Source organism: Isoptericola sp. NPDC056578, assembly GCF_042793275.1.
GTDB lineage: Bacteria > Actinomycetota > Actinomycetes > Actinomycetales > Cellulomonadaceae > Isoptericola.
The window spans coordinates 37508-57014 of the sequence record NZ_JBHTVC010000028.1; the positions used below are offsets into that span (position 1 = coordinate 37508).

At 74.4% G+C, this 19507-nt stretch carries 19 protein-coding genes; 13 read left to right on the plus strand and 6 right to left on the minus strand.

Features of this window, described 5'->3' with window-relative positions; all coding sequences use genetic code 11:
• Position 1: 1 nt before the first annotated feature.
• A complete protein-coding gene (locus tag ACFQ80_RS12690; protein ID WP_430549576.1) occupies positions 2-388 on the minus strand; it encodes a universal stress protein in 387 nt (128 codons plus the stop codon).
• Positions 389-468: 80 nt separating this feature from the next.
• Here ACFQ80_RS12690 and ACFQ80_RS12695 point away from each other — a divergent pair, with 80 nt between their 5' ends.
• Positions 469-843, plus strand: a complete 375-nt coding sequence (locus ACFQ80_RS12695) for a zf-TFIIB domain-containing protein (RefSeq protein ID WP_430549577.1) — start codon at positions 469-471, stop codon at positions 841-843.
• A gap of 16 nt (positions 844-859) precedes the next feature.
• Here ACFQ80_RS12695 and ACFQ80_RS12700 read toward each other — a convergent pair whose 3' ends face one another.
• The gene (locus ACFQ80_RS12700; RefSeq protein ID WP_430549578.1) at positions 860-1303 is read right to left on the minus strand and encodes a SufE family protein; all 444 of its coding nucleotides are present in this window, start codon (positions 1301-1303) and stop codon (positions 860-862) included.
• Between the two features lie 100 nt (positions 1304-1403).
• Positions 1404-2330, minus strand: coding sequence for a sulfurtransferase (locus ACFQ80_RS12705; RefSeq protein ID WP_430563898.1), 927 nt, complete (start codon positions 2328-2330; stop codon positions 1404-1406).
• A 451-nt stretch (positions 2331-2781) separates the two neighbouring features.
• On the opposite strand from ACFQ80_RS12705, the gene ACFQ80_RS12710 reads away from it, so the two are divergent.
• From ACFQ80_RS12710 to ACFQ80_RS12730, 5 genes are all read left to right on the plus strand, one after another.
• A complete protein-coding gene (locus ACFQ80_RS12710; protein ID WP_430549580.1) occupies positions 2782-3333 on the plus strand; it encodes a nucleoside deaminase in 552 nt (183 codons plus the stop codon).
• 27 nt (positions 3334-3360) lie between these two features.
• Positions 3361-4851 carry an NCS2 family permease gene (locus tag ACFQ80_RS12715; protein ID WP_430563899.1) on the plus strand — a complete coding sequence of 497 codons (1491 nt, stop codon included), beginning with the start codon at positions 3361-3363 and terminating at the stop codon, positions 4849-4851.
• A gap of 63 nt (positions 4852-4914) precedes the next feature.
• Positions 4915-6144 (plus strand): XdhC family protein, encoded by a 1230-nt coding sequence (locus ACFQ80_RS12720; protein ID WP_430563900.1) that lies wholly within the window; start codon positions 4915-4917, stop codon positions 6142-6144.
• Complete coding sequence (locus tag ACFQ80_RS12725; RefSeq protein WP_430563901.1) at positions 6135-6989, plus strand: FAD binding domain-containing protein; 855 nt, start codon at positions 6135-6137, stop codon at positions 6987-6989. Before ACFQ80_RS12720 ends, ACFQ80_RS12725 begins: the two co-directional genes overlap by 10 nt.
• Positions 6986-9925, plus strand: a complete 2940-nt coding sequence (locus ACFQ80_RS12730) for a molybdopterin-dependent oxidoreductase (RefSeq protein ID WP_430563902.1) — start codon at positions 6986-6988, stop codon at positions 9923-9925. The genes ACFQ80_RS12725 and ACFQ80_RS12730 overlap by 4 nt, the downstream gene beginning before the upstream one ends.
• Positions 9926-9946: 21 nt before the next feature.
• Here the strand turns inward: ACFQ80_RS12730 and ACFQ80_RS12735 are convergent, their stop codons facing one another.
• On the minus strand, positions 9947-10591 hold the full coding sequence (locus tag ACFQ80_RS12735; protein WP_430563903.1) for an NTP transferase domain-containing protein: 645 nt from the start codon (positions 10589-10591) through the stop codon (positions 9947-9949).
• 181 nt (positions 10592-10772) lie between these two features.
• On the opposite strand from ACFQ80_RS12735, the gene ACFQ80_RS12740 reads away from it, so the two are divergent.
• Together ACFQ80_RS12740 and ACFQ80_RS12745 are read left to right on the plus strand one after the other, a co-directional pair.
• Entirely contained in the window at positions 10773-11933 is a 1161-nt protein-coding gene (locus ACFQ80_RS12740; protein WP_430563904.1) for an SPFH domain-containing protein, read from the plus strand.
• On the plus strand, positions 11930-13006 hold the full coding sequence (locus tag ACFQ80_RS12745) for a hypothetical protein (RefSeq protein WP_430563905.1): 1077 nt from the start codon (positions 11930-11932) through the stop codon (positions 13004-13006). Before ACFQ80_RS12740 ends, ACFQ80_RS12745 begins: the two co-directional genes overlap by 4 nt.
• Before the next feature lie 3 nt (positions 13007-13009).
• On the opposite strand, the gene ACFQ80_RS12750 is transcribed toward ACFQ80_RS12745, so the two are convergent.
• Positions 13010-13447 carry a winged helix-turn-helix transcriptional regulator gene (locus ACFQ80_RS12750; protein WP_430563906.1) on the minus strand — a complete coding sequence of 146 codons (438 nt, stop codon included), beginning with the start codon at positions 13445-13447 and terminating at the stop codon, positions 13010-13012.
• 158 nt (positions 13448-13605) lie between these two features.
• Between ACFQ80_RS12750 and ACFQ80_RS12755 the strand changes: the two genes are divergently transcribed.
• From ACFQ80_RS12755 to ACFQ80_RS12770, 4 genes are all read left to right on the plus strand, one after another.
• Positions 13606-14487 carry an SDR family oxidoreductase gene (locus tag ACFQ80_RS12755; RefSeq protein WP_430563907.1) on the plus strand — a complete coding sequence of 294 codons (882 nt, stop codon included), beginning with the start codon at positions 13606-13608 and terminating at the stop codon, positions 14485-14487.
• Positions 14488-14571: 84 nt separating this feature from the next.
• Positions 14572-15549, plus strand: coding sequence for a bile acid:sodium symporter family protein (locus ACFQ80_RS12760; protein WP_430563908.1), 978 nt, complete (start codon positions 14572-14574; stop codon positions 15547-15549).
• A gap of 52 nt (positions 15550-15601) precedes the next feature.
• On the plus strand, positions 15602-15889 hold the full coding sequence (locus ACFQ80_RS12765; protein WP_430563909.1) for a DUF3175 domain-containing protein: 288 nt from the start codon (positions 15602-15604) through the stop codon (positions 15887-15889).
• Positions 15890-16090: 201 nt separating this feature from the next.
• Positions 16091-17359, plus strand: a complete 1269-nt coding sequence (locus ACFQ80_RS12770; RefSeq protein WP_430563910.1) for a GAF domain-containing protein — start codon at positions 16091-16093, stop codon at positions 17357-17359.
• A gap of 3 nt (positions 17360-17362) precedes the next feature.
• Here ACFQ80_RS12770 and ACFQ80_RS12775 read toward each other — a convergent pair whose 3' ends face one another.
• Positions 17363-17752, minus strand: a complete 390-nt coding sequence (locus ACFQ80_RS12775) for a hypothetical protein (RefSeq protein ID WP_430563911.1) — start codon at positions 17750-17752, stop codon at positions 17363-17365.
• Between the two features lie 180 nt (positions 17753-17932).
• On the opposite strand from ACFQ80_RS12775, the gene ACFQ80_RS12780 reads away from it, so the two are divergent.
• On the plus strand, positions 17933-19456 hold the full coding sequence (locus ACFQ80_RS12780) for an aldehyde dehydrogenase family protein (protein WP_430549594.1): 1524 nt from the start codon (positions 17933-17935) through the stop codon (positions 19454-19456).
• Positions 19457-19507: the final 51 nt, after the last annotated feature.

A 19507-nucleotide genomic window follows, 5' to 3' on the forward strand; every position in this document is an offset into this window, starting at 1 on the left:
GTCACTCGTCGTAGGTGTCCTTGACGACGAGCACCGGGACGGGGGAGTCCAGCAGCACCCGCTGCGTCGTCGTCCCGACGAGGAACGTGCCCGCGTTGGAGCGCTTGCGGGAGCCGAGGACGACGAGCGTCGCGCCGGAAGCCTCGGCGGCGTCGAGGATCGCGTCCGCGGGCTCGGTGCCCGAGGGCCGGCGGGTGACCGGCTGGACCTCGACCCTCGCGGCCGCCTCGGCGAGGAGGCCGTCAAGCGGGTCGCCGTCGGCGGGGTCGTCCGACCGTGCGAGGTGGACCACGTGCAGGGGGAGACCTCGCCGGGACGCCTCCGCGACCGCGGTCCGGACGGCCGCCTCACCGTGGGGCGACGGGTTGTAGGCCACGAGCACCGTCATGCGCACACTCTCGCACACGGAGGGAACCTCGCGCCGGTCCGGGCCGTTGACCCCACCAGCCGACGAAGGAGCAGCGCATCATGCAGTGTCCGCACGACCAGACCGTCCTCGTGATGTCCGAGCGCAAGGGGATCGAGATCGACTACTGCCCGCAGTGCAGGGGCGTGTGGCTCGACCGCGGCGAGCTCGACAAGCTCATCGAGCGCTCGCTGGAGTCGGAGATCGCCGCCGAGGCGCGCGGTCCCGTCCCGCCCGCTCCGGCGTCCGCGCCTGCCGGTGCGGCCTACCCGGCGCCCGGCTACGACGACCGCCGCTACGACGACCGCCGCTACGACGACAAGCGGTACGACGAGCGCCGCTACGACGACAAGCGGTACGACGACCGCGGGTACGACCCCCGCTACCGCAAGCGCAAGAAGAAGGAGTCGTTCCTCGGGGACCTGTTCGACTTCTGACCCTCGACGACGGCCGTCAGGCGGCGGCGAGCTGCTCGCGCACCTGCCGCTTGGCGCGGGTGAGCATGCCCGCCATGCCGTTGAGGCGCAGCGGGCTGACGGCGCGGGTGAGCCCGATCATCAGCGGGAAGTCGTCGGGGACGTCCAGCACCTGCTGCGCCGAGAGCCCGGACAGCCCCTGGGCGAGGATCGACGCGAACCCGCGCGTGGTGGGCGCCTCCTGCGGGGCGGTCGCGTAGAAGTGCACGACGTCGCCGTCGACCTCCGCGAACGCGCGCACGGGGGACTGGCACTCCTCCACCGCCTCGAGCAGGCCGGGCGCGCTCTCGTACCGCGGGGGCAGGCCCGGCAGCTCGCGGGAGAACTCGAGCAGGAGCTGCAGCCGGTCGCGCTCGGGCAGGGCGAGGAACTCCTCGCGGATCTCGGCGAGCGGCTCGGGCAGGGGGGCGGCGTCGGTCATGGACCCAGTCTCTCGTAGGGGGCCGGACACCGGTCGAGCCGGTCCGGACCGCGGAAGGGTCCGGACCGGCTCGAGCTCGGCGCCGTGGCTGGTCGGTGCGTCAGGCGGCCTGCTGCTGCCTGACGCTCGAGGGGACCTCGCCGGGCTCGGCGCCCGCGACGATCGGCACGCGCACGGCGTTGCCCCACTCGGTCCAGGAACCGTCGTAGTTGCGGACGTCGTCGATGCCGAGCAGGTAGCGCAGCGCGAACCAGGTGTGGCTGGAGCGCTCGCCGATGCGGCAGTAGGTGATCACCGAGTCGCCGGCGGTGAGGCCGAGGCCGCCCTCCTGGTAGATCGCCTCGAGCTCCGCGCGCGGCTTGTAGGTGCCGTCCTCGGCGACCGCGGTGGCCCAGGGGACGTTGCGGGCCGACGGGATGTGGCCGCCGCGCAGCACGCCCTCCTCCGGGTAGTCCGGGATGTGCAGACGCTCGCCGGAGAACTCCTGCGGGGAGCGGATGTCGACCAGCGGGCCGTTGCCGAGGTGGGCGAGGACGTCCTCCTTGAAGGCGCGGAACGTGGCGTCGTCGCGCTCGACGACGGGGTACTCGCCCCGGGCGGGGGAGGGCACGTCGGTGGTGAGCTCGCGGCCCTCGGCCACCCACAGGTTGCGGCCGCCGTCGAGCAGGCGGACGTCCTCGTGGCCGAACAGGGTGAAGACCCAGGCGGTGTAGGCGGCCCACCAGTTGTTCTTGTCGCCGTACAGCACGATCGTCGTGTCGCGGGAGATGCCGCGGCTCGCGAGCAGGTCGGCGAAGCCGGCGCCGTCGAGGTAGTCGCGCTCGACGGGCTGCAGCAGGTCGGTGTGCCAGTCGATCTTCACGGAGCCGGGGATGTGGCCGGTCTCGTAGAGGAGGACGTCCTCGTCGGACTCCACGACCACCAGGCCCGGGGTGTCGAGGTTCTCGGCGAGCCACGACGTCGTCACGAGGCGCTCGGGGTGCGCGTACTCGGCGAGGCGCGGCGTCGGGTCGGTGGGTGCGGGCATGGTTCCTCCATCTGTGCGGCGACACCGGACGCCGGCCGGCGCGGTGGGTCGTGGCCACTCGGGCCTGGGACACGCGGGTTCTGTGGACACTCTAGGAACTGCACCACCAGCAGCGACAGCCCGTGTCCATCATGTGGGACCACGATGCGAGACGGAGTTCATCGCGACGAAACACCCGCGATACGGAATTGTGATTCCAAAACGCTTGTGGCGTCGGTCACCGAGTGTTAGCGTCGCGGTTGCCTACGGCGGGCCCGGGCCGTGCGGACGTCGACGTCGACTCCCGCGCGGTGATCGACGAGATCGATCCGACACCGGCAGCTATCTACCAGGCGGCATGAAGGACAACTCGCCTGCAGCGACCCGCCGAGCGCCCGGTCTCCACCGGGTCCTCGAAGGGCCGACGGACCCGAGCACCCGGGGGCCGCTGCCCGAACCGTGGAGACTCACCATGGACCGCAATGCCGTGATCAACACCCAGGCACCCGGCACGGCCGTCGCTCCGGCCGTCCATCCGGCCGCAGCACACCTCGAGAAGGCCGTCTCCCTGGCCGTCGACAGCGTGGCGAACGCGGGCGGCCCCTTCGGAGCCGTCGTCGTCACCCGTGACGGCCGCGTCGTCGAGGGCAACAACCGCGTCACCCAGGACAACGACCCCACCGCGCACGCGGAGGTCACCGCCATCCGGCGCGCCTGCGCCGAGCTCGGCACGTTCGACCTGTCGGGGGCCGTCCTCTACTCGAGCTGCGAGCCGTGCCCCATGTGCCTCGCCTCCGCCCTGTGGGCGCGCGTGGACGCCGTCTACTTCGCCGCCGACCGCCACGACGCGGCCGCCGCGGGGTTCGACGACGCCGTGTTCTACGACTTCTTCGCCTCCCGGCTCCACGCCGCGCCCGAGACCCGGGCCGCCGGCGGGGTGATGACCGTGCGCCACGAGCGCACCGGCAGCGCCGTCGCGCCGTTCGACGCGTGGCGTGTCCTCGAGACCCGCGTCGACTACTGACGCGCGGGCCGGAAAGGACACAAGGACGTGACCATCCTGGGAACGCGGCGGGACACCGCCGAGAACGACAAGACGCCCTCCACCGGCGCCGGCCGCGGCGTGCTGGAGCGGCTGTTCAAGATCACCGAGCGAGGATCCACCACGGGACGCGAGATCCGTGGCGGGCTGGTGACCTTCTTCGCGATGGCGTACATCGTCATCCTCAACCCCCTCATCCTCGGCGGCACCAGCGCCGAGAACGCCCCCACCGACGTCGCGGGCGGCTGGCTCGCGACGGCCCAGGTGGGCGCCGTCACCGGCCTCGCCGCGGGCGTGCTGACCATCCTGTTCGGACTCGTCGCGAACCTGCCGTTCGCGCTCGCGGCCGGGCTGGGGATCAACTCGTTCCTCGCCGTGGCCGTGATCGGCGACGTGACCTGGCCCGAGGCCATGGGCCTGGTACTCATCAACGGCCTGCTGATCGTGCTGCTCGCCGTCACCGGCGCGCGGTCGGCGATCTTCAACGCCGTCCCGCGCCAGCTCAAGGCCGCGATCACCGTGGGCATCGGCCTGTTCATCGCCTTCATCGGCTTTGTCGACGCCGGCTTCGTCACCCCCACCGAGGGCGGCCCGCCGGTGCAGCTCGGCGACGGGGGGTCCATCACGACCGTCCCGACGATGATCTTCGTCCTCGGGCTGCTGCTCATGGGGATCCTCGTGGCGCGCAGGGTCAAGGGCGGCCTGCTCATCGGGCTCGTCGCGACCACGGTCGTGGCGATCGTCGTGGAGGCCGTGCTCCAGCTGGGCCCGGCCGGCGACGACAACCCGGGCGGCTGGCACCTGTCGGTGCCCGCGCTGCCCGACTCGCTGGTCTCCGTCCCGGACCTGTCCCTGCTGGGCCAGTTCAGCTTCGGCGCCTTCGACCGCATCGGGGCGCTCGCGGCCACGATGCTCGTGTTCACCCTGTTCTTCACGAACTTCTTCGACGCGATGGGCACGATGACGGGGCTCGCCAAGCAGGGCGGGCTGGCCGACAAGGACGGGAACTTCCCGAGGATCAAGTCGGCGCTGGTCGTCGAGGGCGTGGGCGCCGTCGTCGGCGGCGCGACGTCGTCGTCGTCGAACACCGTGTTCGTCGACTCGGCGGCGGGCGTCGGCGAGGGGGCCCGCACCGGCCTGGCGTCGGTCGTGACGGGCGGCCTGTTCCTGGTCGCCATGTTCCTCACGCCGCTCACCGCCGTCGTGCCGATCGAGGTCGCCAGCGGCGCCCTCGTGGTGGTCGGCGCGATGATGATGCGGGAGATCAAGGAGATCGACCTGGGCGACTTCTCCGTCGCCCTGCCGGTCTTCCTCACGGTCGTGACGATGCCGTTGACGTACTCCATCGCCAACGGGATCGGGATCGGCTTCATCACGTGGGTGCTGCTGCGGTTCGCCTGCGGCCGGGCGCGCGAGGTGCACCCGCTGCTGTGGGTGGTCGCCGCGGGCTTCCTCGTGTACTTCGTGCGCGGCCCGCTCTCGGCGGCGATCGGCGCCTGACGACGATGTCGGCCGGGCCCGCCGTGACCCGGCAGGCCCGACCGGCGGGGAGGGACCCCTGAGATGCTCACCCTGGCTGACCAGCTCGCCGAGTGGCTCGTGCCCGGCGCGGAGCCGTTCGCCGTCGCGACCGTCGTCGGCGCGTCCGGCTCGGTGCCGCGGCCGGTCGGCACCGCGATGGCCGTGCGCGCCGACGGCGCCGTGATCGGCAGCCTCTCCGGGGGCTGCGTGGAGGCGGCCGTGCACGCGGCCGCGCTCGACGCGATCGCCGTCGGCGAGTGCCACCGCGAGACCTTCGGTTACTCCGACGACGACGCGTTCGCCGTCGGGCTCACGTGCGGCGGCAGCCTCGAGGTGCACGTGCAGCCCGTGCGCCCTGGCGACGAGGGCGACCCCGCCGCCGTCGCCCTCGCCCGCCTGGCTGGCGCCGGCGGCGGCTCCGCCGCGCTCGTGCGCCGGCTCGACGTCGCGCGCCCGACCGCCGTCCTCCTGCGGGACCTGTCAGGGCCACAGGGCGGTATGCCCGGCGCCGGCCCTGACAGCTCGCTACGAGGGCTGGTCGACGACGGCGCGCTGCCGGCCGTGTCCGCCCAGGTCGCGGCCGTGCTGCGGGCGGGTGGCGCCGCGACCGTCCACGCGGCGCCCGGCGTGCCCGACGGCGCGTGCGACGACGGCGCCCCGGAGGAGCCCGTGACGCTGCTCGTCGAGACCCGGCTCCCGCCGCCGCGCTTCGTCGTCGTCGGCGCCAACGACTTCGCGGGCGCGCTCGTGCGTGCCGTGCACCTGCTCGGGTACCGCGTGACGCTCGTCGACGCCCGCGAGGTGTTCGCCGCGCCGCGCCGGTTCCCGCAGGCGGACGAGGTGGTCGTGGACTGGCCGGACCGTTACCTCGCCGCCGAGGCCGCGGCCGGGCGGCTCGACGCCCGCACCGCGGTCGCCGTCCTCACCCACGACGTGAAGTTCGACGTCCCGACCCTGCGGCTCGCGCTCGGGCTGCCGCTCGCGTACGTGGGGGCGATGGGCTCGCGCCGCTCGCACGCCCAACGGATGCAGGCCCTGCGCGACGAGGGCGTCACGCCCGACCGGCTGGCGCGGCTGCGCTCGCCGATCGGGCTCGACCTCGGCGCCGTGACGCCGGAGGAGGTGGCCGTGTCGGTCGTCGCCGAGCTCGTCGCGGTGCGCTACGGGCGGGACGCCGCCGTCCCTCTCAGCCGCACGGACGGGCCGCTGCACGCGGCCCGCGGCACCACCCCCGGCACGACCCGGAGCAAGGAGCACCCCCGGTGGACATGAACACCGTCACCGACCTGGTCCCCACCGCCGACCCCGCCGACTGGCGCGAGGGCGACGCGTGGCTGGCGGGCGGCACCGTCCTGTTCTCGTACGGCAGCCAGACGCTGCGCCGCCTGCTCGACCTCACGAGCGCCGGCTGGCCGGCGCTCACGGTGACCGACGACGGGCTGGAGATCGCCGCGACCTGCACGGTCGCCGAGCTGTACGCCTTCCCGGCGGCCGCGGCGTCGGCCCCGGTGCGCGCCGCGTGGCCCGCGCTCGCCCTCGTGCGCCCGTGCTGCGACGCGTTCGTCGCGTCGTTCAAGATCTGGAACACGTCGACGGTCGGCGGGAACGTCGTGACGTCGTTGCCCGCGGGGCCGATGACGTCGCTCACCGCGGCCCTGGACGGCCTCGCCGAGGTGTGGGGGCCGGGCGGGGCGCGGCGCGCCGAGCCCGTGGCCGAGCTGGTCACCGGCGAGATGCGCAACACCCTGGCACCGGGCGAGCTGCTGCGCGCGATCCGGCTCCCGGCCGCCGCGCTGCGCGCCCGCACCGCCTTCCGGCGGCTGTCGCTGTCGAACCTCGGCCGCTCCGGCGTGCTGCTGATCGGGCGGCTCGACGCGCCCGATGACGGCGGCGCGCTCGTCATCACCGTGACCGCGTCGACCCGCCGGCCGGTCCGGCTGCGGTTCCCCGCCGGCGCGCACCCCGACGCCGCGGGACTGGCCGCCGCGATCGACGCCGCGATCCCGTCCGACCTCTACCACGACGACATCCACGGCCTCCCGGCCTGGCGTCGTGACATGACCTACCGGCTCGCGGAGGAGATCCGCGCCGAACTGACCGACGGAGGCCGGCGATGACCGACGCGACCACCCGCCCCACGACCCTCTCCCCGGGCGCCTCGCCCGTGCTCCGGGTGGACGGCCGCGACGTGGACGCCGTGCCGCGCGCCGGCCAGTGCCTGCGCACGTTCCTGCGGGAGCAGGGCTCGCTCGGCGTGAAGAAGGGCTGCGACGGCGGCGACTGCGGCGCGTGCACCGTGCACGTCGACGGGCTGCCCGTGCACAGCTGCGTGTACCCCGCGCGGCGCGCGGCCGGGCGCGAGGTGACCACGATCGCCGGGCTCGCGGCCACGGCCGAGGAGCCCACCGCGGAGGGCCTGCACCCGGTGCAGCAGCAGTTCCACGACGCGCAGGGCTTCCAGTGCGGCTTCTGCACGGCGGGCATGATCATGACGGCCGCCACCTTCGACGACGACCAGCGCGCGAACCTGCCCCGCAACCTCAAGGGCAACCTGTGCCGGTGCACGGGCTACCGGGCGGTCGCCGACGCGGTGCTCGGCGACGACGCGTGCGGCACGGCCCACCCGGCCGGGGCCGCGCCCTGCGACCACGCCCACGACGGGTGGACGCCGCAGCGCTCCCGCGGCGTCGGGGACCGGACGGCCGGCTCCGCCGCGTCGGGCACTGCGTTCGGCACCTCGGAGCCTGCGCCCGCGAGCCGGGGCGTGGTGACCGGTCAGGTGCGCTACACGCTCGACGTCGACCCCGAGGCGTACCCGGGCCTGCTGCACCTCAAGCTGGCGCGGTCGCCGCACGCGCACGCGCGGATCCTGTCGATCGACACGGCCGACGCGCTGGCGGTGCCCGGGGTCCACGCCGTGCTCACGCACGAGGACGCGCCGTCCGCCCGGTTCAGCACGGCCCAGCACGAGCTGTGGACCGACGACCCGGACGACACCCGGGTCTTCGACGACGTCGTGCGGCACGTCGGGCAGCGGGTGGCCGCCGTCGTCGCGGACTCGGTGGCCGCGGCGGAGGAGGGCGTGCGCCGGCTGCGCGTCGAGTACGACGTGCTGCCCGCGCTGATCGACCCGGAGCAGGCGATGGCGCCCGGGGCCCCGCTCGTGCACCCGGACCTGGACGCCGCCACCGCGCGCGTGTCGCGGCCGGGCGCCAACGTCGTCGCCGAGCTGCACAGCGAGCTGGGCGACGTCGAGGCGGGCCTCGCGGAGGCCGACGTCGTGCACGAGGCGACGTACCGCACCCAGCGCGTGCAGAACGCGGCGCTCGAGACGCATGCCGCGATCGCGTCCTTCGACGACGACGGCCGCCTGGTCGTGCGGTCCTCCACCCAGGTGCCGTTCCTCGCGCGCCGCCACCTCGCGCGCGTGCTGGACCTGCCCATGGACCGCGTGCGCGTGGTGTGCGAGCGCGTGGGCGGAGGCTTCGGCGGCAAGCAGGAGGTGCTCGTCGAGGACGTCGCCGGGCTCGCGGCCCTGAAGCTCGGACGCCCCGTGCAGCTGGAGCTCACGCGCACGGACACGTTCGTCGGCACGACGACGCGGCACCCGTTCCGCATCAAGGTCCGTGCCGGCGCGCGCCGCGACGGGACGCTGACCGCGCTGCACCTGGACGTGCTGAGCAACACGGGCGCGTACGGCAACCACGGGCCGGGCGTGATGTTCCACGGCTGCGGCGAGTCGATCGCCGTCTACTCCTGCGCGAACAAGAAGGTCGACGCGTACTGCGTCTACACGCACACGCTGCCCGCAGGCGCCTTTCGTGGGTACGGGCTGAGCCAGATGATCTTCGCCGTCGAGTCGGCGATGGACGAGCTGGCCCGGCAGCTGGGCATGGACCCGCTGGAGCTGCGGCGCCGCAACGTGGTGCGCCCGGGCGTGCCGATGCTGTCCACCGCGCCCGAGCCCGAGGAGGACGTGCTGTACGGCAGCTACGGCCTCGACCAGTGCATCGAGCTGGCCGACGACGCGCTGGCCCGCGGTCGCGCGCGCGACGTCGCGGCGTACGGTGCTGACCCCGCCGACCCGGCCCGCCCGTGGCTCGGGGCGGAGTGGGGCGTCGGCGAGGGCACGGCCCTGTCGATGATCGACACCGTGCCGCCGCGCGGCCACGTGTCGCACGCCCGCGCCCGGCTGCGCCCCGACGGCGTGGTGGAGGCCGAGGTCGGCACCGCCGAGTTCGGCAACGGCACCACGACCGTGCACGCGCAGCTCGTGGCCAGCGCGCTGGGGCAGCGGGCGGCCGACGTCGTCGTCCGGCAGTCCGACACCGACCTGGTCGACCACGACACCGGCGCCTTCGGGTCCACCGGCACGGTGGTGGCGGGCAAGGCGTCGCTCGCGGCGGCGACCGAGCTCGCCGAGCGCGTGCGGGTGGTGGCGTCGTCGCTCACGGGCACGCCGTCGGCCGACTGCACGCTGGTGCCCGGCGGGGTCGAGTACGGCGGCGGCTCGGTGGTGCCGCTGGCCGAGGTGGCGCGCCATGCCCGGGCCGCGGGCGTGCGGCTCGAGGCCGAGGGGCGCTGGGGCGGCACGCCGCGGTCCGTCGCGTTCAACGTGCACGGCTTCCGCGTGGCCGTGCACCGCGGCACCGGCGAGATCCGCATCCTGCAGAGCGTGCAGGCCGCCGACGCCGGGGAGGTCGTCAACCCGCGCCAGTGCCGCGGCCAGGTGGAGGGCGGCATCGCCCAGGCGCTCGGTGCCGCGCTCTATGAGGACGTCGTGATCGACGACGCGGGCCGCGTCACGACCGACATCTTCCGCCAGTACCACCTGCCCACCTTCGCGGACGTGCCGCGCAGCGAGGTGTACTTCGCCGAGACCTCGGACTCCACCGGGCCGATGGGGGCGAAGTCCATGAGCGAGAGCCCGTTCAACCCCGTCGCCCCGGCGCTCGCGAACGCGCTGCGCGCTGCGACCGGGGTGCGGTTCACCGAGCTGCCGCTCGCGCGCGACAAGGTCTACCTGGGCATCAAGGCGGCCGCGGCGTCGTGACCGCCGGGGCCTCGTGGACGGTCAGGCGAGCAGGTCGAGGTCGGCCTCGGTGTCGACGTCGCGCCCGTCGCCGGGGTGCGTGACGACGTCGATCAGGTCGGCGTGCGCGCGCAGGAACGCGCGCGCCCCGGCGTCGCCGACGGCGCTCGCGGCGGCCGGCGCGGCGAGCGCGGCGTCGAGGACGAGCGGGTGCGACCAGCGCGGCCGGTCCCGGTCGGGAGCGTCGGCCCAGCGCGACGCGGTGACGCGGCCGGGGCGGTGCGCGGCCAGCAGGCGCGCGACGTCGTCGGGCGTCACGCCCGGCTGGTCCACGTGCGCGACGACGAGCCGCGCCAGCGGCACGCCGTCCCGCGGCTCCAGCGCGGCCGCGACGCCGGCACGCAGGGACGAGGCCATGCCCGTGGCCCAGCCGGGGTTGAGCACGACGCGGACCCCGGGGCCGTCGAGCGACGCCGCGGCACGCACGCGCTCCGCCCCCGCGCCGAGCACGACGACGACCGCGTCGCACCCGCCGGCGAGCAGGGCAGCCGTGACGTGCTCGACGAGCGGGCGGCCGCGATGGGGCAGGAGCGCCTTGGGGCCGCGTCCCAGCCGGGTCCCCGCGCCGGCCGCGAGGAGCACCGCGACGTCGGAGGTCCGGTCCGGGAGCAGGGGCGCGGCAGGCACCCGGCCAGGATAGGTCGCGGGCGGGTGCGCTCGGGCGCCGCCGGGTCGACCCGCGGCGACCTGGGGATTTTGCCGGGACTTGGCCCTGTCATCGGCGGCGGCAGACACCGCTATGCTCAGCGCGGCCCAGCGGCCGCGCGACTCGAACTTCCCCGACCCGCACGACACCGAAGGATTCCGGATGAGCTTCTTGGAGAAGCTGCGTGGACAGCTGATCGACATCGTCGAGTTCCTCGACGAGAGCCGCGACACGATCGTCTGGCGCTTCCCCCGCCAGGGCAACGAGATCAAGAACCAGGCCAGGCTGGTCGTGCGCGAGGGGCAGGCGGCGGTGTTCGTCAGCGAGGGCCGCCTCGCCGACGTCTTCGCCCCGGGCACGTACACGCTGGAGACGAAGAACCTGCCGATCCTGTCCACGCTCCAGGGCTGGAAGCACGGGTTCAGCTCGCCGTTCAAGGCGGAGGTCTACTTCGTCGCGACCCGCCAGTTCACGGACCTCACCTGGGGCACGCAGAACCCGGTGATCCTGCGCGACCCCGAGCTCGGGGCGGTCCGTGTCCGCGCCTTCGGCACCTACGCGCTGCGGGTGGTGGACCCCGCCGCGCTCCTGCGGCAGCTCGTGGGCACCGACCCGCAGTTCCGCACGGACGAGATCGGCGACTACTTCCGCAGCCTCGTCGTGGGCCGGCTCGGCCCGGCGCTGGCCGAGGCGGGCGTCGCCGTGATCGACCTCGCCGCGAACCAGCGCGAGATCGCCGGCCGCCTGGCGGACCAGCTCTCCGAGGACCTGACGGAGTACGGCGTCTCCGTGCCGCGGTTCGTCCTCGAGAACGTCTCCTTCCCGCCGGAGGTCGAGGCGGCGCTCGACAAGCGGACCCGGATGGCCGTCGTCGGTGACCTGGACCAGTACACGAAGTTCCAGGCGGCGACGGCGATCGAGACCGCCGCCGCCAACCCGGGCGGGGCCGGCGAGGGCCTCGGCTCGGGGATGGGCGTGGGGATGGGCCTGGCGATGGGGCAGCAGATGGCCCAGGCGCTGGCGCCGTCGGCGCCGCCCGCGGCGGCCGCGCCGCCGCCCGCGGGCCCGCCGCCGCTGCCGGTCGCCGAGTCCCCGTGGTTCTGGTCGGCCGCCGGGTCGCAGGCCGGCCCGGGCACCGCGGCCGACCTCGCCGCGCTCGTGGGTACCGGCGACCTCACGCGCGAGACCCTCGTGTGGCAGCAGGGCATGGCCGCGTGGACGCCGGCCGGGCAGGTGCCCGTGCTCGCCCCGCTCCTCGCGGCGACACCGCCCCCGCTGCCGCCGCAGGCGGGGCCGTCGAGCGGGACCGGGGGCCGGTCGTGAGCGACGTGCGGGACGACCTCGTGCGCACGCGCTGCGACGCGTGCGGTTCCCAGCTCGCCTACGTGCCCGGCACGCAGCACCTGCGGTGCGGGGCGTGCGGCGGTGAGGTGGAGATCGTCCACGCGGCGGGCGACGCCGTCGACGAGCACTCGTTCGACGCGTGGGCCGCCGCGCAGGAGGGGTCGCGCGCGGGCCTCCTGGAGGACCGCCTGCTCACGTGCGACGGGTGCGGCGCGACGACGCGCGGCACGGACCTGTCCGCGGCCTGCCGCTTCTGCGGCGGCCACCTCGTCGCGGTCGCGGAGGCGGACGGGCACGTGCAGCCGGAAGCGGTCGTCCCGTTCGGCGTGGAGCAGGCGCGGGCACGCGAGGCGTTCCGCCGGTGGGTGCGCTCGCGACCGTTCGCGCCGAGCGAGCTCAAGAAGGTCGGCGACACGGAGTCGCTGCACGGCTCGTACGTGCCCCACTGGACCTTCGACGCCGAGACGTCGTCGTCGTACACGGGTCAGCGCGGCGACGAGTACCACGTCACCGTGAAGGACGGCGACGAGGAGCGCCAGGAGCGGCGGGTGAGCTGGACGCCGGTCTCGGGCCGGGTCGAGCGGTCCTTCGACGACGTCCTGGTCCCGGCCTCGTCCCAGGTGTCCGAGACCGATCTGCGCCGGCTCGGGCCGTGGGCGCTGGAGGACGCCGTGCCGTTCCGGGCGGAGTACCTGGCCGGGTACTCCGCGGCGCGGTACGAGGTGGAGCCCGCCGCCGGCCTCGAGCGGGCCAAGGCGACGATGGCGAAGGCCATCACGGCCGACGTCCGGCGGGACATCGGTGGCGACGAGCAGCGGGTCGGCTCGGTGGCGACGGCGTACACCGACGTGATGTTCAAGCTGGTCCTGCTCCCGCTGTGGATCGCGACCTACGTGTACGCGGGCCGGCAGTGGCAGGTCATGGTCAACGCGAACACGGGGCAGGTGGTCGGGAGGCGGCCGTTCAGCGCGGTGAAGATCACGGTCGCCGTGCTCGTCGTGCTCCTCGTCGTCGTCGCGCTGGTGCTCTGGTACGTGACCTCGCGGACGTGAGGCTCAGGCGTCCCGGCGCGCGTCGTACGCCCGCTGGGCCGCGCTGACCTCGTCGACCGAGCCCTCGAGGACGTCGAGGAGCCCGACGAGCCGGTCGGCGACGCGGCGGCCGAGGTCGGTGAGCGAGTACTCGACGTGCGGGGGGATGGTCGTGCGGACCTCCCGGGCGACCATGCCGTCGCGCTCGAGCGTCTGCAGCGTCTGGGCCAGCATCTTCTCGCTCACACCGTCGATCCGGCGGCGCAGCGCGTTGAAGCGCACGGCGCCGTCGCGCAGCCCGGCCACGGTCAGGACGCCCCAGCGGCCGGTGACCGCCTCGAGCGCCTGGCGCGAGGTGCAGCCGCGGGAGAACACGTCGGCGATCATCGCGTCGGTCGGGCCCGGGGCGACGTCGTCGCTGCGGACGCCGTCGAGAGCGGCTGCGGGGGAGTCGGTGGTCACCCGCCCAGGATACGGCGCGGCGCGGAGGCGGGCACTGTGACGATCACCGCACCTGCCGCGGGTTGGCACTTACGAAAAGTAAGTGCATGCTGGCGGGGTCGGCCCGGCACGGGCCGGCCGCGATCCCGACCTGAGCCTGCCTCCGAAGGAGCATCACCATGACCATCGCCGTCACCGGTACCAGCGGCCACCTGGGCCGCCTCGTCGTCGAGTCCCTCCTCGCCCGGGGCGCCGCGCCCGCCGACGTCGTGGCCCTCGCCCGCTCGACGGCGAAGGTCGCCGACCTCGCGGGGCCGGACGGGCCCGGCGTCGTGGTCCGCGAGGCCGACTACGACCGCCCCGAGACCCTGGTCCCCGCACTCGACGGCGTCGAGGTGCTGGTGCTCGTCTCCGGCTCCGAGGTCGGCCGCCGGGTGCCGCAGCACCAGGCCGTGATCGAGGCGGCCAAGGGCGCCGGCGTCCGCCGCGTCGTCTACACGAGCGCCCCGCACGCCGACACCTCGCCCCTGATCCTCGCCCCCGAGCACAAGGCGACCGAGGAGCTGCTCGCGGCCTCGGGCCTGTCCACCACGGTGCTCCGCAACGGCTGGTACACCGAGAACTACCTCGGCGACGTGCAGCAGGCGCGCGAGACGGGCGAGATCGCGCGCAGCGTCGGGGACGGCCGCGTCGCCAGCGCGAGCCGCGCGGACTACGCCGAGGCCGCGGCCGTCGTCGCCCTCGACGCGCGCCGTGACGGCGCCCACGACGGCGCCGTCTACGAGCTGTCCGGGGACGTGGCCTGGGACTTCGACGAGCTCGCCGCCGCGGCCGCCGAGATCGTCGGCCGGCCCGTGACGTACCGGCGGCTCACCGCCGACGAGCACCGCGAGCAGCTGCTCGCGGCAGGCCTGGACGAGGGCACCGCCGGGTTCGTCGTCGCCCTCGACGGCGACACGCGCGCGGGCCTGCTCGCCGAGACGTCGGGCGACCTCGCCCGTCTGATCGGTCGCCCCACCACGCCGCTCCTCGACGGGCTGCGCCAGGGCCTGGAGGCCTGACCCGGCGGTCGGCGACCGGGGCGCGGCACCCGCACCCCGCGGACGTGTCCGTGCCCCGGGCGCGAGACTCCCTACACTCGCCCGGTGCGTCGTGTGCTGAGCCGTTGGGTGGACCCGTTCGTCGTCACGCTGGTCGTGGTGATGGTGCTGGGGCTGGTGGTGCCCGTCGGCCCGGGCGTGCAGCAGGTCGTCGACGTCGCGGCCGACGTCGCGGTGACGATCCTGTTCCTCGTCTACGGCGCGCGCCTCTCGACCCGTGAGGTGTGGGCGGGCCTGCGCAACTGGCGCCTGCAGGGCGGCATCCTCGTCGCCACGTACGTGCTCTTCCCGGTGCTCGGGCTCGTCGTCGCGTGGGCGATCACCCCGCTGGTCGGCGCTCCGCTCGCCGCCGGGATGCTCTACCTGTCCCTGCTGCCGTCCACGGTGCAGTCGTCGGTGGCGTTCACGTCCGTGGCGCGCGGCAACGTGGCGGGCGCGATCTGCGGGGCCACGGTGTCGAACGTGCTCGGCATGGTGCTCACGCCGCTGCTGGTGCTGTGGCTCATGACCGACGCGGAGGGCCGGAGCGCCACCGCCGGCCACGGCCTCGACGGGCTGCAGACGGTGCTGCTCCAGCTGCTGCTCCCGTTCGTCGTGGGCCAGCTGCTGCAGCCCTGCGTGGGCGACCGGGTCCGCGCGCGGCGCTGGCTCACCCTGTCGGTCGACCGCGGCACCATCCTCGTCGTGGTGTTCTCCGCCGTGGCGGCGGCGAGCTCCGCGGGCGTGTGGGCCGGCATCTCCGGCTGGGCGATCGTGGCGCTGCTGGTGGTCAGCGGCGTGTTCCTCGCGATCATGCTGGGCCTCACGTGGTGGGGCGGGGCGGCCCTCAAGCTGCCCGCCGAGGACCGGATCGCGCTGCTCATGTGCGGGTCCAAGAAGTCCCTCGCCACCGGCCTGCCCATGGCCAGCGTGCTGTTCCCCGTCGCCGCGGCGGGCGTGATCGCGGTCCCGGTGATCATCTTCCACCAGCTCCAGCTCGTGGTGTGCGCCGTGCTCGCGCGCCGTCTCGCGCTGCGCGACTGAGCGGCGCCGGCGGGGCTGCGAGCATCCTGGCCCCGCGTCTAGCGTCGAGGGCATGACGAAGGGCGACGACGGCGAGCGGTGGTCGCAGGACGTGACCGAGCGCTCCGACGCGCTCGACCTCGAGGACGACGTCTTCACCTGGGACGACCCGGCGCGCATCGCGGCATCCCTGAAGCGGTCGGCCGAGGCGAGCGACCGGCGCAAGGGCTCGGCGTACCGCTCGGCCATGTCGATGCTGACGTTCTACGTCAACCGCGCCGGGAAGAACCTCCCCGCCGCGCAGCGCGACGTCCTCGAGCGCGCGAAGGACGAGCTGCGCAAGGCGTTCGGGCGCGCCTGACCCCGCCTCGGCCGAACGCGACCCCGGTGAGCTCCTCGGCATCGCCCACGGCCACCTTGGTCGGGGTGAGGTCGTGCGCGCTGTGTGCCATGGGCACCACGCTGCCCACGGCTCGGGGGTGATCCAGGGTCCGGCGATCCGTGGCCGGGCCGTCCGCCCCCTAGACTGGCGGCGCCCGGACGACGACGTCGGGAGGTCGCGATGCACGGGGACAGCTTCTCCGCGGGGCACGGCCCGCGCGGGGTCGGGGTGCGTCGTGACCCGCGCACCGTGCGCGCCGCGTACGAACGCTTCCTCGGCACGGGAGAGCCGCCCGGCGGCATCGACCCCGTCGTCGCCGACTCCTGGCGCCGCTCCCTGCGCAACGGCGTCGACCCGGACACCCCGCACCCGCAGGTCGCGCTGGCCGACGCCGAGCTGGCCGCCTACCGCGCCGCCCACCCGCTCGCCGCCGTCATGCCGGTCGTGCGGGAGCTCGTCGTCGACGGCGCGGCGGACGACGGCCTGGTCGTCGCCGTCTCCGACGAGATCGGCCGCCTGCTCTGGGTGGAGGGGAACCGTCGCCTCCGCGGCGCGGTCGACCGCGTGGGCTTCGTCGAGGGCGCCGTGTGGGGCGAGGAGAGCGTGGGCACCAACGCGCCGGGCACGGCGCTCGCGACCCGCAGGGCGGTCCAGGTGATCGGCGCCGAGCACTTCTCCCGACCCGTGCAGGAGCTCAGCTGCGCCGCCGCGCCCATCCGCGACCCCGCCACGGGCCGGGTGCTCGGCGTCCTCGACGTCACGGGGCGGCGGGCCGCGGCGACGCACGTCGTGCTGTCGCTCGTGCGGGCCACCGTCGCGACCGTGGAGCGCGAGCTCGCGACCCGCGCCGCCGCGGCCGCGCACCCGGCAGGCGTCGGCCCCGTCGACCTCCGCGTGCTCGGGCGGCCCGTGCTGCGGACGCCCGCAGGGGAGCGGTCGTTGTCGCTGCGGCACGCCGAGATCCTGCTGCTGCTCGCGGAGCACCCGTCGGGCCTCGCCGCCGACGAGCTCGCCGTGCTGCTGCACCCCGGGGAGCTCTCCGACGTCACCGTGCGGGCCGAGGTCTCCCGGCTGCGGCACGTCGTCGGCGCGCTGCTGGCCGGGTCGCGGCCGTACCGGCTCGCCCGCCCCCTGCGCACCGACGCGGGCGACGTGCGCGCGGCCCTCGCCGACGGCGACGCGCGCGCCGCCGTCGACGCCTACGCGCCGCTGCTGCCGCGGTCCGTGGCCCCGGGCGTCGAGCAGCTGCGCGCCGAGCTCGCGGCCGAGGTCCGTGCCGCCGTCCTGGCCGCCGGCGACCCGGACGCCCTGGACGCGTGGGTGCGCGGTGCCGACGGCGCCGACGACCACGCCGCCTGGACCCGCCTGCTCGACGTCGCCCCGGCCGGCAGCCCGCAGGCCGTGCGCGCCCGCGCCCGTGCCGGGCTGCTCGACGCCGAGCTGGGCTGAGGGTCAGCAGCGCTCGAGCGCGCCCTTGAGGTCGTCGCCGGGGCAGACGCTGCGGCTCCAGGTGCCCGACCCGTAGGTGTCGCCTGTCGTGTCGCGGAAGATCTCGAGGCCGCCGCCCCCGACGCGGTAGTAGGTGAACGTCGGGTCGCCCTCGGTGGTCGGAGACATCACCGTGAGCTCGGCCCCGGACTCCCACGCCGCGTCGAGGCAGTCACGCGCGTCGGCAGGGATCCCGCCACCCTGCGCGCCGTGCTCGACCTCGCCGCAGGAGGTGCGCTGCTCCCGGAGGACGAACAGGGATCGGGCGAGCGGGCCCGGCGTGAGCACGAAGGCGCCCACCACCACGGCGAGCACCACTCCCGCGCCGATCAGCAACCGCGACCTGCCGCGCATCGACGCCTCCCGTCCCGTCGCGGGCCGGCTCCTGGCCCTCCGGCGATCCTGCGGTCCGCTCGGGCCAGGGTCCAGCCCGGACCGTCGTGCGAACCGCACTGCAACGGAACTGCAACCCTGCGCCTCCTACCGTCGCGTCCATCGCGGCGCGACGAGGCGCCGCACGTGCGAGGAGGCAGCATGACCGTCTACGCAGCCCCCGGTCAGCCCGGGGCGATCGCCGAGTACCGCGCCCGGTACGACCACTGGATCGGCGGGGAGTATGTCCCGCCGGCGAGCGGGCAGTACTTCGAGAACCCCAGCCCGGTCACGGGGCAGACCTTCACCGAGGTGGCGCGCGGGAACGCCGAGGACATCGAGCGCGCGCTCGACGCCGCCCACGGAGCGGCGCCCGCGTGGGGGCGCACGTCCGTCACGGAGCGGGCGAACGTCCTCAACAGGATCGCCGACCGCATGGAGGCGCACCTCGAGGAGATCGCGGTCGCCGAGACCTGGGAGAACGGCAAGCCCGTCCGCGAGACCCTCGCCGCCGACATCCCGCTCGCCATCGACCACTTCCGCTACTTCGCGGGCGCCATCCGCGCGCAGGAGGGGTCGATCTCGGAGATCGACGAGGACACCGTCGCGTACCACTTCCACGAGCCGCTCGGCGTGGTCGGGCAGATCATCCCGTGGAACTTCCCGATCCTCATGGCCACGTGGAAGCTGGCCCCGGCGCTCGCGGCGGGCAACGCCGTCGTGCTCAAGCCGGCCGAGCAGACCCCGGCGTCGATCCTGTTCCTCATGGACCTCATCGGCGACCTGCTGCCGCCCGGCGTGGTCAACGTCGTCAACGGGTTCGGCGTCGAGGCGGGCAAGCCGCTCGCGTCGAGCTCGCGCATCCGCAAGATCGCGTTCACCGGCGAGACGACGACCGGCCGCCTGATCATGCAGTACGCGTCGCAGAACATCATCCCGGTGACGCTGGAGCTCGGCGGCAAGAGCCCGAACATCTTCTTCTCGGACGTCGCGTCGGCGAAGGACGACTACTACGACAAGGCCCTCGAGGGGTTCACGATGTTCGCCCTCAACCAGGGGGAGGTGTGCACCTGCCCGTCGCGCGCGCTGATCCAGGCCGACATCTACGACCAGTTCCTCGGCGACGCCCTGGAGCGCACGAAGGCCGTGAAGCAGGGCAACCCGCTGGACACCGACACGATGATCGGCGCGCAGGCGAGCAACGACCAGCTCGAGAAGATCCTGTCGTACATCGACATCGGCAAGGCGGAGGGCGCCAAGGTCCTCACGGGCGGGGGTCGCGCGGAGATGGACGGCGACCTGGCGGGCGGCTACTACGTGACGCCCACCGTCTTCGAGGGCAAGAACTCGATGCGGATCTTCCAGGAGGAGATCTTCGGGCCGGTCGTGTCGGTGACGGAGTTCGCGGACTTCGACGACGCCATGAAGATCGCCAACGACACCCTCTACGGGCTCGGCGCCGGCGTCTGGTCCCGGCAGGGCGAGACGGCGTACCGCGCCGGGCGCACCATCGAGGCCGGGCGCGTGTGGACGAACTGCTACCACGCGTACCCGGCGGCCGCGGCGTTCGGCGGGTACAAGGGCTCCGGCGTCGGGCGCGAGAACCACAAGATGATGCTCGACCACTACCAGCAGACGAAGAACCTCCTGGTCAGCTACTCGGGCCAGAAGCTCGGGTTCTTCTAGACCGATGACCGACGACACGATCTCCCGTGTCGCCGTGACGGACGCCGCAGC